Annotated in this window: 13 protein-coding genes; 4 read left to right on the top strand and 9 right to left on the bottom strand. The window is 74.1% G+C overall.

Annotated elements, in window-relative coordinates; genetic code table 11:
- Positions 1 to 18: 18 nt before the first annotated feature.
- From D476_RS0111725 to mbhE, 9 genes are all read right to left on the bottom strand, one after another.
- Complete coding sequence (locus tag D476_RS0111725; protein WP_017624144.1) at positions 19 to 453, bottom strand: YybH family protein; 435 nt, start codon at positions 451 to 453, stop codon at positions 19 to 21.
- A 237-nt stretch (positions 454 to 690) separates the two neighbouring features.
- The gene (locus tag D476_RS0111720; RefSeq protein ID WP_017624143.1) at positions 691 to 2,853 is read right to left on the bottom strand and encodes a RecQ family ATP-dependent DNA helicase; all 2,163 of its coding nucleotides are present in this window, start codon (positions 2,851 to 2,853) and stop codon (positions 691 to 693) included.
- Between the two features lie 82 nt (positions 2,854 to 2,935).
- A complete protein-coding gene (mnhG, locus tag D476_RS0111715; RefSeq protein ID WP_017624142.1) occupies positions 2,936 to 3,322 on the bottom strand; it encodes a monovalent cation/H(+) antiporter subunit G in 387 nt (128 codons plus the stop codon).
- A complete protein-coding gene (locus tag D476_RS0111710; protein ID WP_017624141.1) occupies positions 3,309 to 3,587 on the bottom strand; it encodes a monovalent cation/H+ antiporter complex subunit F in 279 nt (92 codons plus the stop codon). Before D476_RS0111710 ends, mnhG begins: the two co-directional genes overlap by 14 nt.
- Positions 3,584 to 4,168 carry a Na+/H+ antiporter subunit E gene (locus tag D476_RS0111705; RefSeq protein WP_239648682.1) on the bottom strand — a complete coding sequence of 195 codons (585 nt, stop codon included), beginning with the start codon at positions 4,166 to 4,168 and terminating at the stop codon, positions 3,584 to 3,586. Before D476_RS0111705 ends, D476_RS0111710 begins: the two co-directional genes overlap by 4 nt.
- A 2-nt stretch (positions 4,169 to 4,170) precedes the next feature.
- Positions 4,171 to 5,691, bottom strand: coding sequence for a Na+/H+ antiporter subunit D (locus tag D476_RS0111700; protein WP_017624139.1), 1,521 nt, complete (start codon positions 5,689 to 5,691; stop codon positions 4,171 to 4,173).
- Positions 5,688 to 6,065 (bottom strand): sodium:proton antiporter, encoded by a 378-nt coding sequence (locus tag D476_RS0111695; RefSeq protein WP_017624138.1) that lies wholly within the window; start codon positions 6,063 to 6,065, stop codon positions 5,688 to 5,690. Before D476_RS0111695 ends, D476_RS0111700 begins: the two co-directional genes overlap by 4 nt.
- The gene (locus D476_RS0111690) at positions 6,062 to 6,664 is read right to left on the bottom strand and encodes an MnhB domain-containing protein (protein WP_017624137.1); all 603 of its coding nucleotides are present in this window, start codon (positions 6,662 to 6,664) and stop codon (positions 6,062 to 6,064) included. The genes D476_RS0111695 and D476_RS0111690 overlap by 4 nt, the downstream gene beginning before the upstream one ends.
- A complete protein-coding gene (mbhE, locus tag D476_RS0111685; RefSeq protein ID WP_017624136.1) occupies positions 6,661 to 9,069 on the bottom strand; it encodes a hydrogen gas-evolving membrane-bound hydrogenase subunit E in 2,409 nt (802 codons plus the stop codon). The genes D476_RS0111690 and mbhE overlap by 4 nt, the downstream gene beginning before the upstream one ends.
- A gap of 481 nt (positions 9,070 to 9,550) precedes the next feature.
- On the opposite strand from mbhE, the gene D476_RS0111680 reads away from it, so the two are divergent.
- From D476_RS0111680 to D476_RS0111665, 4 genes are all read left to right on the top strand, one after another.
- Entirely contained in the window at positions 9,551 to 12,043 is a 2,493-nt protein-coding gene (locus tag D476_RS0111680) for a DNA gyrase/topoisomerase IV subunit A (RefSeq protein WP_017624135.1), read from the top strand.
- A gap of 61 nt (positions 12,044 to 12,104) precedes the next feature.
- On the top strand, positions 12,105 to 12,608 hold the full coding sequence (locus D476_RS0111675; RefSeq protein WP_017624134.1) for a beta-class carbonic anhydrase: 504 nt from the start codon (positions 12,105 to 12,107) through the stop codon (positions 12,606 to 12,608).
- Positions 12,609 to 12,759: 151 nt separating this feature from the next.
- The gene (locus D476_RS0111670; protein WP_017624133.1) at positions 12,760 to 13,086 is read left to right on the top strand and encodes a tetratricopeptide repeat protein; all 327 of its coding nucleotides are present in this window, start codon (positions 12,760 to 12,762) and stop codon (positions 13,084 to 13,086) included.
- A 163-nt stretch (positions 13,087 to 13,249) separates the two neighbouring features.
- Positions 13,250 to 14,380: an L-cysteine desulfhydrase Cds1 gene (locus D476_RS0111665; RefSeq protein ID WP_040726094.1), complete on the top strand. Its 1,131-nt coding sequence runs from the start codon at positions 13,250 to 13,252 to the stop codon at positions 14,378 to 14,380.
- Positions 14,381 to 14,404: the final 24 nt, after the last annotated feature.

Genomic DNA, 14,404 nt, shown 5'->3' with positions numbered 1-14,404 from the left:
CGGCCGACGGCCCGCCGGTCAGCCGTCGGGCAGGGCCGCGACGGCGTTGTTCTGGCCGACGACGATCCTCCAGACCCCCTGGTCGCGCGCGATCACACAGGTCGTCACGCCGCGGGGGCCCTCGACCGTCCGCCCGGCCCCGTCCGTGGGCACCTGCCGGACGTTCACGCCGACCACGCCCGGCGCGACCGCGAGGAGCTTGACGACCTCGTAGCGCGCGTAGGCCTCGCGCAGCGGCCCCCGGAACGCGGGGCCGCCGAATCCGGCGATCGCCTCGCGCCCGTCCAGGCGCATGCCCGCGGCATTGGTCCAGGACGCCTCCTCGGCGAAGCACGCGCTCAGGGCGACGGCGTCGTGGGCGTTGAAGGCCTCCTCCAGGTCCTTCACCACCGCCATCGCCGCCTGCCGTTCCTCCGTCGGGACGTCTCCCGCCACCACGATCCCCTCGGCCATGGCCGCCTCCCCTTCCCCTGTCCTCACCCGTGGCCGGGGCCGGCGTCGCACCGCTCCGTCCCGGCGGGCGCCGGCCCCGGGGGCCCTCCGGGCCCCGAGAACGACCCAACACCCTGAAGTCAGGTTGAGGTCAACCGCCGGGCACGGTGCGGACCGGGGCCGCCACAGCACCCGGCGGCCGGCCAACGCTCCGTCGGCCCGCGCGCACCCGTGCAGGGGCCGGGGCGCTGCCCGCCCCTACGACGTGGCGGCCAGCGCCAGGGGCAGGACCTCCTCGGCACCCGCCTCGCGGAGCAGCCGGGCCCCCACGGCGAACGTCCATCCGGTGTCCGTGAAGTCGTCGACGAGCAGCACCGGGCCGTCCAGCGCCGCCACGGACGCCCGGACCGCCTCGGGGACCTCCAGGGCCTTGGCCACCGACGCCAACCGCTGTGCGCTGTTGTGCCGCCGGGGCCCGGGCCGGTCCGGGCCCGTGTAGGACAGGGCCCCCACCGGCGCCAGGCGCCCGACCCGGGACAGCCGGGACGCCAGGTCGGCGATCATCGCCGGGCGGGTGCGCGAGGGCATCGCCACCACCCCGGCCGGGCGCCGCTCCCAGGGCCACGCCGCCAGCACGTCCACCACGGCCTTGAAGGCCGTCTCGTCCACGGGCGCGTCGGGGGCGTCGTCGGCGAGCAGGCGGCGCAGCGCCGTCCCCCACCCGATGTCGGTCAGGCGCGCCAGCGCCCGCCCCTCGGCCGCGCGCAGCCCCTCGGGGATCTTGCCCGAGGCCTGGACGCCCAGCGCCGCCATCCCGGTCGGCCACTGGCGGCGCGGCGCCACCGGGACGCCCGGACGGTCCAGGTGGGCGGCGGCCTCCCGGCGGCGGGCGGCGTCCACGTCGGCGGGCCAGTGCCGCCCGGTGCAGTTGTCGCACCGCCCGCACGGCGCCGCCTCGGGGTCGTCGAGCTGGCGGCGCAGGAACTCCATCCGGCACCCGCCGTGGCCGATGTAGTCGAGCATGGCCCGCTGCTCGCGCTCGCGCGCGGCCGCCACCGCCCGGTAGCGCTCGGCGTCGTAGGCCCACGGCTCCCCCGTAGCCTCCCAGCCGCCGCGCACCCTGCGCACCGCCCCGTCCACGTCCAGCACCTTGAGCATCTGCTCCAGCCGGGAGCGGCCCAGGTCCACCTCGGTCTCCAGGCGGGGCAGGGAGACCGGGCCCCCGGCCGACTCCAGCGCCGACAGCGCACGGCGCACGGTCTCCTCCGCGGGGAAGGACAGCCCCGCGAAGTAGGCCCAGATCTCCCGGTCCTCCCGCCCCGGAAGCAGGATCGCCTCGGCCGACTCCACGCCGCGCCCGGCGCGGCCCACCTGCTGGTAGTAGGAGATGGGCGACTGCGGGGCGCCCAGGTGCACCACGAACCCCAGGTCGGGCTTGTCGAAGCCCATGCCCAGCGCGCTGGTGGCCACCAAGGCCTTGACCTTGTTGCCGAGCAGCTCCTCCTCGGCGCGGCGGCGCTCCTCGGGCTCGGTGCGGCCGGTGTAGGCCCGCACCTCGAAGCCGCACTCGGCGAGGAAGGCGGCGGTCTCCTCGGCGGCGGCGACGGTCAGCGTGTAGATGATGCCCGACCCGGGCAGCTCGGGCAGGTACTGCGCCAGCCAGCTCCACCGGGACGCCCCGTCGGGCAGCTCGACCGCGGCCAGGCGCAGGCTCTCCCGGTCGAGGGCGCCGCGCAGCACCAGCGGCTCCTCGCCGTCGCCCGCGCCGAGCTGCTCGGCCACGTCCCGGGTGACGCGCTCGTTGGCGGTGGCCGTGGTGGCCAGCACCGGGATACCGGCGGGCAGCTCACGCAGCAGGGTGCGGATGCGCCGGTAGTCGGGGCGGAAGTCGTGCCCCCAGTCGGAGACGCAGTGCGCCTCGTCGACGACCACCAGCCCGGCCCCGGCGGCCAGCCGGGGCAGCGCCCGGTCGCGGAAGTCGGGGCTGTTCAGGCGCTCGGGGCTGACCAGGATCACGTCGACCTCACCGGCCTCGATGGCGGCGTAGGCCTCGTCCCACTCGGCGGTGTTGGAGCTGTTGACGGTGCGGGCACGGATCCCCGCCCGCTCGGCGGCGGCGATCTGGTTGCGCATCAGCGCCAGCAGCGGAGAGATGATCACGGTGGGACCGGCGCCCTGGGCGCGGCGCAGCGCGGTGGCCACGAAGTAGACCGCGGACTTGCCCCAGCCGGTGCGCTGCACCACCAGGGCGCGGCGCCGCCCTTCGACCAGGGCGGCGATCGCGGTCCACTGGTCCTCGCGCAGCCGGGCGTGGTCCCCGGCCAGGGCGCGCAGGTGGGACTCGGCGGCCTCGCGCAGGGCGGGACCGGTGTGCGGGGCGTCCGGGGCGGTGGAGGCGGCAGGGTCGTCGGAGGGCACCATGCCCTCCTTGCTACCAGAGCCGGGGCGGCGCCCGGAGCGCCTCAGCGGCTGTGGACGGGCGAGGGGACGGGCGGGCGGCGCCTCACCCCTGCCCGTCGACGGGCCCCCGGCCCGCCTCGCCCGTCTCGGCGCGGCGCTTCTCCAGGACCTCCTCCAGCTCGTCGGTCACCAGGTGCTCGGCGACGACCATGCCGCGGCTGTAGGAGACCCTGCCCAGGGTCTGCGCCAGCACCGGCATCGTCATGAACTGGAACACCGCCACCAGCGCCAGCGGCAGCGCGGTGGGCACGTCCGGAAGCCGGAACGCCGCCCCCGCCAGGATCAGCAGCAGCGCCACCGTGTCGGGCTTGGTCGAGGCGTGCATCCTCCCGAGCAGGGTCGGGAAGCGCACCATGCCGATGGTCCCCGTCAGCGCGAACAGCGCCCCCAGGGGCAGCAGGATCGCGGTCGCCCAGTCAGCCGCGGTCATGGGCCCTCCTCTCGGCGAAGCGCGCGGCGGTCAGGGTGGCGATGAACCCCAGCAGGGCGATGCTCACCATCACCCCCACGTAGGAGGTGTCGCCCCGCACCGCCACCTCCAGCGCGATGAAGCACACCAGCAGCACCGACACGGTGCTCAGCCCGATCACGCGGTCGAGCACCGAGGGGCCCCGCACCAGCCGGTAGACGGCCAGCAGCACCGCCGCCGCGAGCATGGCCCCGGTCGCCATGAAGGACACGTCCAGAGCGTTCACCGCTCCCCCCTCCCCGCGGCGCGGGCCGCGTCCATCTCGCGTTCGGTGGCCTCGAAGTCGGCGATGTCGGCGGCGGAGCCGAACGCGCGCACGAACAGCTCCTCCATGCGCCGCACGTCGCGGCGGAGCCGCGGCACGTCGCCCTCCCCGCGGATGGGGACGCCGTGCACGTAGATCACGCCGCCCTCCCGGTCGAGTTCGATGGTCTGGCTCCCGGTGACCAGCGACAGGCCCCCGCTGACCATGGCCATGAGCAGGTCGGAGTCGGTGCGCAGCGGCACCGCCACGATCGCCCCGCGCACCCGGCCGGGCCGGTGCAGCGCGTAGTAGGCCATCTGGACGCTGGAGGTCAGCAGGTCGAGGAGGATGCGCCCGGCCAGCAGGGCCGCCCGCAGCGGGCGGAAGCGCAGCCGCACCGGCAGGTGCGGCAGCTTGGCGGCGGCATAACACCCCGCCCCCACGCCGAACCCGGCCAGCAGGGTGCCGGGGCTCGCGTCGCCCCACAGCACCGCCCACATGGCGGTCAGCCACAGCACCATGGGCAGGCGGCCCAGCATGCGCACGGCGGCGTCGTTCAGCATGTTCACGATGCACCTCCCAGGACGGCCTGCAGGTAGGCCTGCCCGCTGATGAGGTCCTCGGCGGCGGTGAAGGCCAGGGCGGTGAGCGGCCCGGACGCGGCGGCCAGGGCCAGCCCGAGGGCGACCATGGCGCCGGTGGCCCCCGCCATCAGCAGGGCGCCGCCGGAGCGGCGGCCCTGGAGGCGCTCGCCCGCCTCGACGACGTCCGGCAGCGGCACGCCCCAGAACGCCCGCACCCACACCCGGAAGATCGCCATCAGGGTGAGCAGGCTGGTGGCGACCCCGGCGGCCACGCCGGTCCAGGCGAGCCACCCGCCCGCCTGCGCCCCGGCCTGGAACAGCGCCACCTTGGCCACGAAGCCCGACATCGGCGGCAGTCCGGCCAGGCTCATCGCGGGCAGGAAGAAGAGCAGCGCCAGCACCGGGGAGATCGCGGTCAGCCCGCGCAGCGCACGCAGCGAGGTGTGCCCCACGTACTGCCGGATCAGCCCGTTGACCAGGAACAGGGCGGCCTGCACGACGATGTGGTGGACCAGGTAGACGATGACCCCGGCCAGCCCGGCGACGCTGCCCAGCGCCAGCCCGAAGAGCATGAACCCGATGTGGCTGACCAGCGCGAAGGACATGATCCGGTTGACGTCGTCCTGCACCAGGGCGCCGAGGATGCCCACGATCATGGTGGCGATCGCCAGCCACATGATCACCGGTGCGATGTCGTCCCGGGCGAACAGCAGCGTCTGGGTGCGGATGACGGCGTACACGGCCACCTTGGTCAGCAGCGCGGCGAAGATCGCCGAGATGCGGGTGAGGGCGACCGGGTAGCTGTCGGGCAGCCAGAAGTGCATCGGCACGATGGCGGCCTTGATCCCGAACACCACCAGGAACAGCAGTGCCAGGACCGTGCGCAGCGCGTCGGGGGCGCCGCCCAGGCGCACCGCGATGTCGGCGAGGTTCACCGTGCCGGTGACGCCGTAGACCAGCGCGATCCCGGTGAGGAAGAGGATCGAGGAGGTCAGGCTGACCACCGTGTAGATCATGCTGGCCCGCACCCGGGCGCGGGTGGGCGCCTGGGTGATCAGCGCGTAGCTGGCGGTCAGCATGATCTCGAAGCCGACGAAGAGGTTGAACAGGTCCCCGGCCAGGAAGCTCAGGCAGACCCCGGCGGTGAGCACCAGGTAGATGGGGTGGAAGACCGCCGGGGTGGCGCGGCTCAGGCCCGCGGTGTCCTGCCCGATCGCGTACAGCAGCACCACCAGCAGCACGACCGAGGAGACCAGCAGCAGCAGCGCGGTCAGCGGGTCGGCGGCGATGGTGATGCCGAGGGGCGCGGGCCAGCCGCCCCCCTGGGAGGTGAGCACCGTCCCGTCGGCGGTGCGCCGCACCAGCGCGGCGGCGGCGAGGACGACCAGGGCCAGGGTGACCACGGCGACGGCCTGCTGGCCGCGCCGGTAGGAGCGCAGCAGCAGCGCCGCGGCGGCGCCCAGGACGGGGACGAGGAAGGGGATCGCCAGGAGTGTGCTCACGCCGACTCCTCCGGTTCCTGGAGGCTGCTGATGCGGCGGTCCTCGAGGTCGTCGGGGACCTCGTCGTCACCGTCGCCCAGCCACACCCGGTAGGCCAGCGCGAGCAGGAAGGTGGTCACGCCGAAGGTGATGACGATGGCGGTGAGCGCCATGGCCTGGGGCAGCGGGTCGCTCATCGCCGAAGCCTCGCCCGGCAGCAGCGGCGGCAGGGTGATGGCCCGGTCGGTGAGCATCAGGGACAGGTTGGCGGCGTGCCCCAGCAGCAGGATGCCGAAGACGACGCGCATCAGGGAGCGCTGGAGCAGCAGGTAGAAGCCGCAGGAGTAGAGGACGCCCACGGCGAGGATCAGCACGAGGCTCGGTGCCGGTGTCATCGGGGGCCTCCCTTGTTCCGGGCGCGGCGGCGACGGCGCCCCGCGCGCACTTCCTCCTCCTCGGCCTCCATGCGCGCCCCCAGCGCGGCCACGACCGACAGCACGAGGCCGACCACGATGAGGAACACGCCGGCCTCGAAGGCGAGGTAGCTGGCGAACGTGACCTTTCCGAACACCGGGAGCTCGGCGGAGTGCTTGATGACCTCCAGCAGGTCGCCGCCGCTGATCAGCGGAAACCCGGCGGTGACCCCGGACAGCAGCAGCCCGCCCGCCAGCAGGGTGTTGGGCTTGAGCGGCATGCCCGCGGCCAGCTCGTGGCGGCCGCCGGCGATGTAGCGCAGCACGAACGCCATGCTGGCCACCAGTCCCCCGGCGAACCCGCCGCCGGGCCGGTCGTGCCCGGCGACCAGCAGGAACACCGAGAAGACCAGGACCGAGGGGACGAGCAGCCTGACGGCCACCTCCAGCAGCACCGACCGGGGGCCGAAGGCCGGGCTGACGACGGTGCTCAGCCAGCGCTCGCGGGGCGCCTCCCATCCCTCGGGGGGCGTTCCGGCGCCGCCGGGGGCGGCGGTGCCCTCGTCGGAGACCTCGCTCATCGGGCGCTCCCCTCCTCATCTCCCGCGGGTGCGCCCGGCACCCCGGGCACCGCCTCGGGGGCCTCGGCGGCGGGCTCGTCGATGACCCGGTCGCGCCGGTTGAGCAGTACCAGCGAGGCGACCGCCACGGCGGCGGTGGCCAGCACCACCACCTCGCCGAAGGTGTCCAGGGCCCGGAAGTCGGCCAGGATCGTGTTGACCAGGTTGCGCCCCCCGGCCTCTTGGGCCGCCCCGGTGTAGGAGGCTCCGACGGGGGGCTCGGTGCGGGCGGAGGTGGCCAGCCACAGGGTCAGCGCGACGAAGGCCCCGGCGGCGCCGGACAGCAGCACCATGAGCCGCTTGGGCCAGCCGGGCGGGCGCACCGAGAAGGTGGCGGGCAGGCGCCGCAGCACGAAGACGAGGATGACCGTGGTCAGCGTCTCCACCAGCACCAGGGTCAGGGCCAGGTCGGGGGCGCCGTGCAGGACGAAGAGCCCGGCGATGGCGAACCCGGTGGCGCTGAGCAGGATCAGCGCGGCGAACCTGCGGTGCTCGCGCAGCGCGGCGATGGCGGTGACCGCTATGACCACGGCCACCAGCGCCTCCAGGGGGCTGTCCCACAGCCGCAGGTCGTCCCCGGCGGGCACGGCGAGCTCGCCGGTGGCCAGCGCGCGGACCAGGCGCACACCGGGCAGTGCCAGCAGCGTGGCCAGGATGATGCCGAGGTAGGCGGGCAGCGAACCGGTCTGCAGGCGGCGGGTGACGCTCAGCGCGACGGCGTAGACGGCGTGGACGGCGAAGTGGTACCCGACCTCGGCGTTGGGGCCGCGCGGCAGCGCCGCCCGTAGGCGCAAGACGATCGGACGCCAGTGGAACAGGGCGGCTCCGGCGGCGATGACCGCGACGGTGAGAAGCAGGGGCGCTCCGAGCCCGTGCCAGAGCGCCAGGTGGTACGGGGCGCCGTGGTCGTCGTAGGGGGCGGCGTAGGCCTGCGCGATCGGGTCGATGGCTTTGGGGTAGGCGCCGAACACCAGGCTGAGCGCCCCGAGGGCGACGGGGGCGGCGAGGAAGGCCGCCGTGGGGCGGTGGAAGCTCGGCTCGTCCACGCCGGGCTTGACCGCGAACGCGCCCCACCAGAAGCGCGCGCTGTAGGCGAAGGTGAGCACCGACGCCAGGACGATCCCGGTGAGCATGGCGGCCGACGCCCAGGTCGGCAGTTCGGTCGCGTGGCCGGGCAGGAACGCCTCCAGGGCGGTCTCCTTGGCCACGAAGCCCAGCAGCGGCGGCAGCCCCGCCATGGAGGCCGCGGCCGCGCCCGCGGCCACGGCGAGGACGGGCATCCGGCGGCGCAGACCGGTCAGGGCGGCGATACTGCGGGTGCCCGTCTGGTGGTCGATCACGCCGACCGTCAGGAACAGCGCGGCCTTGAAGAGGCCGTGGGCGAGCAGCGCCCCCGCCGCGGCGACGGCGGCGGTGGAGGAGCCCATGCCGCCCAGCAGCATCAGGAAGCCGAGCTGGCTGACGGTCCCGTAGGCCAGCAGCAGCTTCAAATCGTCCTGGCGCAGCGCGCGCCAGCCGCCCAGGAGCATGGTGGCCAGGCCGAACGCCAGCACCAGCGCGCGCCAGGGGTCGGTGTCGGCGAACCCGGGGGCCAGGCGGGCCACCAGGTACACGCCGCCCTTGACCATGGCGGCGGCGTGCAGATAGGCGCTCACGGGGGTGGGCGCGACCATCGCCCCGGGCAGCCAGGAGTGCAGGGGGACCTGCGCGGACTTGGCGAAGGCCCCGGCCAGCACGAGCACCAGCGCCACGGCGACCGCGGGGCCGTCCGGAGGCGAGGCGACCAGCTCGGAGATCCGGTAGGTACCGCCCGCCCGGCCGAGCACGACGAACCCGATGAGCATCGGCAGGCCCAGGCCGGCGGTGGTCAGCAGGGCCTGCAGGGCGGCGCGGCGCGCGCCCTCCTTGCGGTCGTCGTGCCCGACCAGCAGGAAGGAGGTGACCGAGGTCAGTTCCCAGAAGACGTAGAGCGCGAACAGGTTGTCGGAGGTGACCACGCCCAGCATGGCCCCGGCGAACAGCGTCATGGTCGCGGCGAGGCGGCCCAGGCCGCGCTCGCTCCGCCGGAAGTACCCGGCGCTGTACCAGAAGATGACCGCCCCCACGCCGCTGACCAGCAGCACCATGGCCAGGGCGAGGGCGTCGAGGCGGAAGTCGAGGTCGATCCCCAGGGCGGGGACCCAGGACAGGCGGGAGGCGGCCGGGTCCCCGGCGAGGACGGCGGGGGCCCGGACCAGTGCCCAGGCGGCGGCGAGCACGAGCGGGGCGCTCGCGGCGAGGAAGGCGCGCGCCCCCAGGGCGCGTGCGAGCAGGGGCAGCACGGCCGCGGCGGCGGCGTGCAGGGCGATGATCAGCGGCAGCAGCATGGACCTCGGAGTGGGCGGCGGGGTCGGGCGGCGTCGGGCACGGGGCGGCGGGGGGCGGTGCGGTACGGGGACACCAAGGTTAGCGGCGGCGGATCCGACCGGCTTGACTCCCACGCGATGGCGTGTAACATTCGCCCCAAATTTTCCACGATGCGGAATGATTACTCACGGTGATTTCCGGCCGTCACCAGCGCATTCCCCTGCCGCGCCCGCCCCGGGCGGAGGCGCATTCCCGGATCGCACGTGGGAGATATCACCTCGGCCCCCGGGCATCGGCGGCCCCGCCCGCACCACCCGCGCCGCCCCCTCGGATGTCACACAACGTAGCGTCGACCGGCCCGCGACACCCGCCGCCGCAGTCGTGAAGCGCCACCGCAATGCGGTGTTAACGGAACCCTAACGGTGATCTGCGCCCCACTGCCCGCGCGGCGCGGGGCGCCCCGGTTCGCGATGGTCCCCGGGTCGGGCCAGAATTGGCGGCATGGCCCGTTCAAGCACTCCCTCTCCGCCCGAGGAGCTCGCCGAGAAGATCATCGACATCGACGTCTCCGAGGAGATGCGCGGCAGCTTCCTCGAATACGCCTACTCGGTGATCTACCAGCGCGCCCTGCCCGACGCCCGCGACGGGCTCAAGCCGGTGCAGCGGCGGATCCTCTACCAGATGAGCGAGATGGGCCTGCGCCCCGACCGCGGGCATGTCAAGTGCGCCCGCGTCGTGGGCGAGGTCATGGGCCGGCTCCACCCGCACGGCGACGCCGCCATCTACGACGCCATGGTGCGGATGAGCCAGGCCTTCGCCATGCGCGTCCCGCTGGTCGACGGGCACGGCAACTTCGGCTCCCTCGGCGGCGACGACGCCCCGGCCGCCATGCGCTACACCGAGGCGCGCATGGACCGGGCCGCCCAGATGATGGTCACCTCCATCGACGAGGACGTCGTCGACTTCCGGCCCAACTACGACGGCCAGGAGAACGAGCCCGAGGTCCTGCCCGCCGCCTTCCCCAACCTCCTGGTGAACGGCGCCTCGGGGATCGCGGTGGGCATGGCCACCAACATGGCCCCGCACAACCTGGGCGAGGTCGTGGGCGCCGCCCGCCACCTGCTGGCCAAGCCGGACGCCCCGCTGGAGGAGCTCATGGAGCTCGTCCCCGGGCCGGACCTGCCCACCGGCGGCACCATCGTGGGCCTGGACGGCATCCGCGACGCCTACGCCAAGGGCCGCGGCACCTTCCGCACCCGCGCCACCGTCTCCATCGAGAAGGTCTCCCCCCGGCGCATGGGCCTGGTCGTCACCGAGCTGCCCTACAGCGTCGGCCCGGAGAAGGTCGTGGCGCGCATCAAGGAGCTGGTGCAGGCCAAGAAGCTCCAGGGCATCGCGGACCTGAAGGACCTGACCGACCGCAACCAGGGCCTGCGCCTGGTCATCGAGCTCAAGAACGGCTTCAACCCCGAGGGCGTGCTCGCCGAGCTGTACCGGCTCACGCCCATGGAGGAGTCGTTCGGCATCAACAACGTCGCCCTGGTCGACGGCGAGCCGCGCACCCTGGGCCTGCGCGACCTGCTGCAGGTCTTCGTCGACCACCGCCTGGAGGTGGTGCGGCGGCGCAGCGAGCACCGGCGCGCCAAGCGCCGCGAGCGGCTGCACCTGATCGACGGCCTGCTCGTCGCGCTGCTCAACATCGACGCGGTCATCGCGCTGATCCGCGACTCGGAGGACACCGCCGACGCGCGCACCCGCCTGATGGACACCTACGAGCTGTCCGAGACCCAGGCCCGCTACATCCTCGACACCCCGCTGCGCCGCCTGACCAAGTTCGACCGGCTGGAGCTGGAGAAGGAGGGCGAGCAGCTCAAGAAGGAGATCGCCGAGCTCACCGCGGTCCTGGAGTCCGACTCCAAGCTGCGCAAGGCGGTCTCCAAGGAGCTGGCCGAGGTCGCCAAGGAGTACGGCACCCCGCGCCGCACCGTCCTCCTGGAGAGCGACGGCGCCGCCCGCACCTCCGCGGTCCCGCTGGAGGTCGACGACGCCCCCTGCGCGGTGCTGCTCAGCGCCGACGGGATGCTCGGACGCAGCAAGGGCGCGGCCGTGCCGCGCGTCTACGACGGGCTGCGCACCAAGCACGACGCGGTGGCCTGCGCGGTGCCCGCGCGGCTGCGCGGCGACATCGGGCTGGTGACCGACCTGGGGCGGGCCATCCGGCTGCCGGTGGTCGAGCTGCCCGAGCTGCCCGACGCCGGGGAGGACGCGCCGCCGCTGGCCTCGGGACTGCCGGTGGGCGAGTTCGTCGCCCTGGAGCCCGACGAGCGCGTGATCGCCCTGGCCTCCATGGACGGCGAGGGGCCCGGCCTGGCCTTGGGCACCGAGCAGGGCGTGGTCAAACGGGTGGTGCGCGACTTCCCCGCCAACAAGGACGACTTCGAGGTCATCACGCTCAAGGACGGCGACCGCCTGGCCGGAGCGGTACAGCTCGCCACCGGCGAGGAGGACCTGGCGTTCGTCACCTCCACCGGCCAGCTGCTGCGGCTGGACGCCTCGTCCGTGCGCGAGCAGGGACGCCCGGCCTCCGGGGTGGCGGGCGTCAAGCTCGCCGAGGACGCGCGCGTGCTCTGGTTCGGCGCGGTCGCCGTGCCCGAGGACACGGTCGTGGTGACCGTCGCCGGGGCCTCCGGCGACGGCACGCTGGTGGCCGCCGAGGGCGGCTCGGCCAAGGTGACCCCGTTCGAGGCCTACCCGGTGAAGGGCCGGGCCACCGGCGGCGTACGCTGCCACAGGTTCCTCAAGGGCGAGGACGCCCTGGTGTTCGCCTGGATCGGCCGCGCGCCGGCCCGGGCCTCGCGGGCCGACGGCGGCCCGGTCCGCCTGCCCGACATGGACCCGCGCCGGGACGGCTCGGGCGAGCCGCTGATGCGCGCGGTCGCCACGGTGGGCAGCGGGCAGCACGACACCGGGTTCCTGGAGCGCCCCGGGGAATGACGCGAACGGACGCGCCCGGCCGTGAGGGGCGGCCGGGTCCGCACCCATGGAGGAGACCGCGATGAGCAATGCCTTCGACGATGTGATCGGCGCCAATGCCGCCTATGCGCGGGACTTCGCCTCGGCGGGCCTGCGGCCCGCGGCCGCGCGCGGCCTGGGCCTGGTGACGTGCATGGACTCGCGCATCGACCCGCTGGCCGCACTGGGCCTGGAGGTCGGCGACGCCAAGATCCTGCGCAACCCCGGCGGCCGGGTCACCGACGACGTGCTGACCGCGCTGGTGCTGTCGGCCTACCTGCTGGAGGTCGAGCGGGTGCTCGTCATGCCGCACACCAAGTGCAAGATGGCCTCGGTATCGAGCGACGACGAGGTGCACGACCTGATCAAGCGCGAGCACGGGGTGGACACCCGGAGCCTGGAGTTCCACACCGACAACGACCAGATGGGGGCGCTCAGGCACGACCTGGAGCGCGTCCGGCACCACCCGCTGCTGCCGAAGGACCTGCCGGTCGCGGGGGCGCTCTACGACGTGGACACGGGCCGCGCCGAGCTGGTCGACGCCTGAGCGAGGGGTCGGCGGAGCGCCCCTGCAGCCGTGGCGGCCCCGGGGGCGCCCCGCCGCTCCCAGGGCCCCCTCTCCCTGAGGAGCTGGGAATACGGCGCTCAGCGCGGTGGTTGTGACGCCCGACGGCGGACAACCCATGAGAGGTGCGCTGATGCAGGGTTCCACCTACGAGACCTTCACCGTCGGCCGTTTCTACTTCGAGATGGGCGACCCGATCGCCGCCGCCCAGGTCCTGGCACCGCTGGCCGCCGAAGAGCCCGAGAGCCGCTCCGTCCTGGAGCTGCTCGGCCGTGCCTACTTCCACTCCGCGCAGCTGCACAAGGCCGAGGAGACCTTCCGGCGGATCGTCGAACTCGACCCGTGCGACAGCTGGGCGCACATCGCCCTGGCCAGGTCGCTGGAGCGGCAGAGCCGCGACGAGGAGGCCGCGGCCCACCGCAGGATGCACGCCGCCATGTCCGGCGGGTCGCTCGACTGACCGCCCCGCACCGTCCGACCTCCCCCGACACCAGGGCTGGGCCCCTCCGCGCGAGGGGCCCAGCCCTTTTCCGCACCCGCCCCCGCCGGTCCCCGGGCCCGGCGGAGCGGCGGCGGGGCGGCGGCCCCGCACGTCGGCACGGGTCGGCGCTAGGCTTCTCCGCATGGACGGATCCTCTGCCCACGGCCCCGGCAACGGACCCGTGGACCGCTCGTGCGCGCGTACCCGGGGCTGGGTCGACGAGGCGGTGCGCAGGGTGGTCGCCGACGCCAACCGGTCGGCCGACACCCACCTGCACGCCTTCCCCCTGCCCGAGGCGTGGGGCATCGACCTGTACCTCAAGGACGAGTCGGTGCACCCCACCGGCAGCCTCAAGCACCGGCTCGCCCGGTCGCTGTTCCTCTACGGGCTGGCCAACGGCTGGATCCGGGAGGGCACCACGGTGGTCGAGGCCAGCTCGGGGTCGACCGCGGTGTCCGAGGCCTACTTCGCCCGGCTCATCGGGGTGGACTTCGTGACGGTGGTGCCCCGCTCCACCAGCCCCGAGAAGATCGCCCTCATCGAGCGCTACGGCGGGCGCTGCCACTACGTGGACCGGCCCCCGGAGATGTACGAGGAGGCCGAGAAGCTGGCCGCCCAGACCGGCGGGCACTACATGGACCAGTTCACCTACGCCGAGCGGGCCACCGACTGGCGGGGCAACAACAACATCGCCGAGTCGATCTTCGACCAGCTCTCCATGGAGCGCCACCCCGTCCCCGAGTGGATCGTGGTGGGCGCGGGCACCGGCGGCACGTCGGCGACCATCGGCCGCTACCTGCGCTACCGGCGGCACCACACCCGGCTGGCGGTGGTGGACCCGGAGAACTCGGCGTTCTTCCCCGGGTGGGTCACCGGGGCCGCCGACTACGGCACCGGCATGCCCTCGCGCATCGAGGGGATCGGGCGGCCGCGCATGGAGCCGAGCTTCGTGCCGGACGTGATCGACGTGATGGTGCCGGTGCCCGACGCCGCGAGCATCGCGGCCATGCGGCACCTGGACCGGGTGACCGGCCTGTGCGCGGGCGGGTCCACCGGCACCAACATGTGGGGCGTGTGGCAGCTGGTCGCCCGGATGCTGCGCGAGGGCGTGCGCGGCAGCGTCGTCACCCTCATCTGCGACGGCGGCGAGCGCTACCGGCACAGCTACTACGACGATGCGTGGGTGGCCCGGCAGGACATGGAGCTGGAGCCCTACACCGCCGCCATCGAGCGCTTCCTGGCCACGGGCGACTGGGAGCCGCCCGCGGAGTGACCCCGCGGGCCCGGCTCCNGGGCG

The organism is Nocardiopsis chromatogenes YIM 90109, assembly GCF_000341185.1.
Lineage (GTDB): Bacteria > Actinomycetota > Actinomycetes > Streptosporangiales > Streptosporangiaceae > Nocardiopsis_A > Nocardiopsis_A chromatogenes.
This window is presented reverse-complemented; position numbering and strand designations above follow the sequence as displayed.

Coding starts and splice junctions, on each gene's coding strand:
- D476_RS0111725 (WP_017624144.1), bottom strand. CDS start 453: ATGGCCGAGGGGATCGTGGTGGCGGGAGACGTCCCGACGGAGGAACGG.
- D476_RS0111720 (WP_017624143.1), bottom strand. CDS start 2,853: ATGGTGCCCTCCGACGACCCTGCCGCCTCCACCGCCCCGGACGCCCCG.
- mnhG (WP_017624142.1), bottom strand. CDS start 3,322: ATGACCGCGGCTGACTGGGCGACCGCGATCCTGCTGCCCCTGGGGGCG.
- D476_RS0111705 (WP_239648682.1), bottom strand. CDS start 4,168: ATGCTGAACGACGCCGCCGTGCGCATGCTGGGCCGCCTGCCCATGGTG.
- D476_RS0111695 (WP_017624138.1), bottom strand. CDS start 6,065: ATGACACCGGCACCGAGCCTCGTGCTGATCCTCGCCGTGGGCGTCCTC.
- D476_RS0111690 (WP_017624137.1), bottom strand. CDS start 6,664: ATGAGCGAGGTCTCCGACGAGGGCACCGCCGCCCCCGGCGGCGCCGGA.
- mbhE (WP_017624136.1), bottom strand. CDS start 9,069: ATGCTGCTGCCGCTGATCATCGCCCTGCACGCCGCCGCCGCGGCCGTG.
- D476_RS0111680 (WP_017624135.1), top strand. CDS start 9,551: ATGGCCCGTTCAAGCACTCCCTCTCCGCCCGAGGAGCTCGCCGAGAAG.
- D476_RS0111675 (WP_017624134.1), top strand. CDS start 12,105: ATGAGCAATGCCTTCGACGATGTGATCGGCGCCAATGCCGCCTATGCG.
- D476_RS0111670 (WP_017624133.1), top strand. CDS start 12,760: ATGCAGGGTTCCACCTACGAGACCTTCACCGTCGGCCGTTTCTACTTC.
- D476_RS0111665 (WP_040726094.1), top strand. CDS start 13,250: ATGGACGGATCCTCTGCCCACGGCCCCGGCAACGGACCCGTGGACCGC.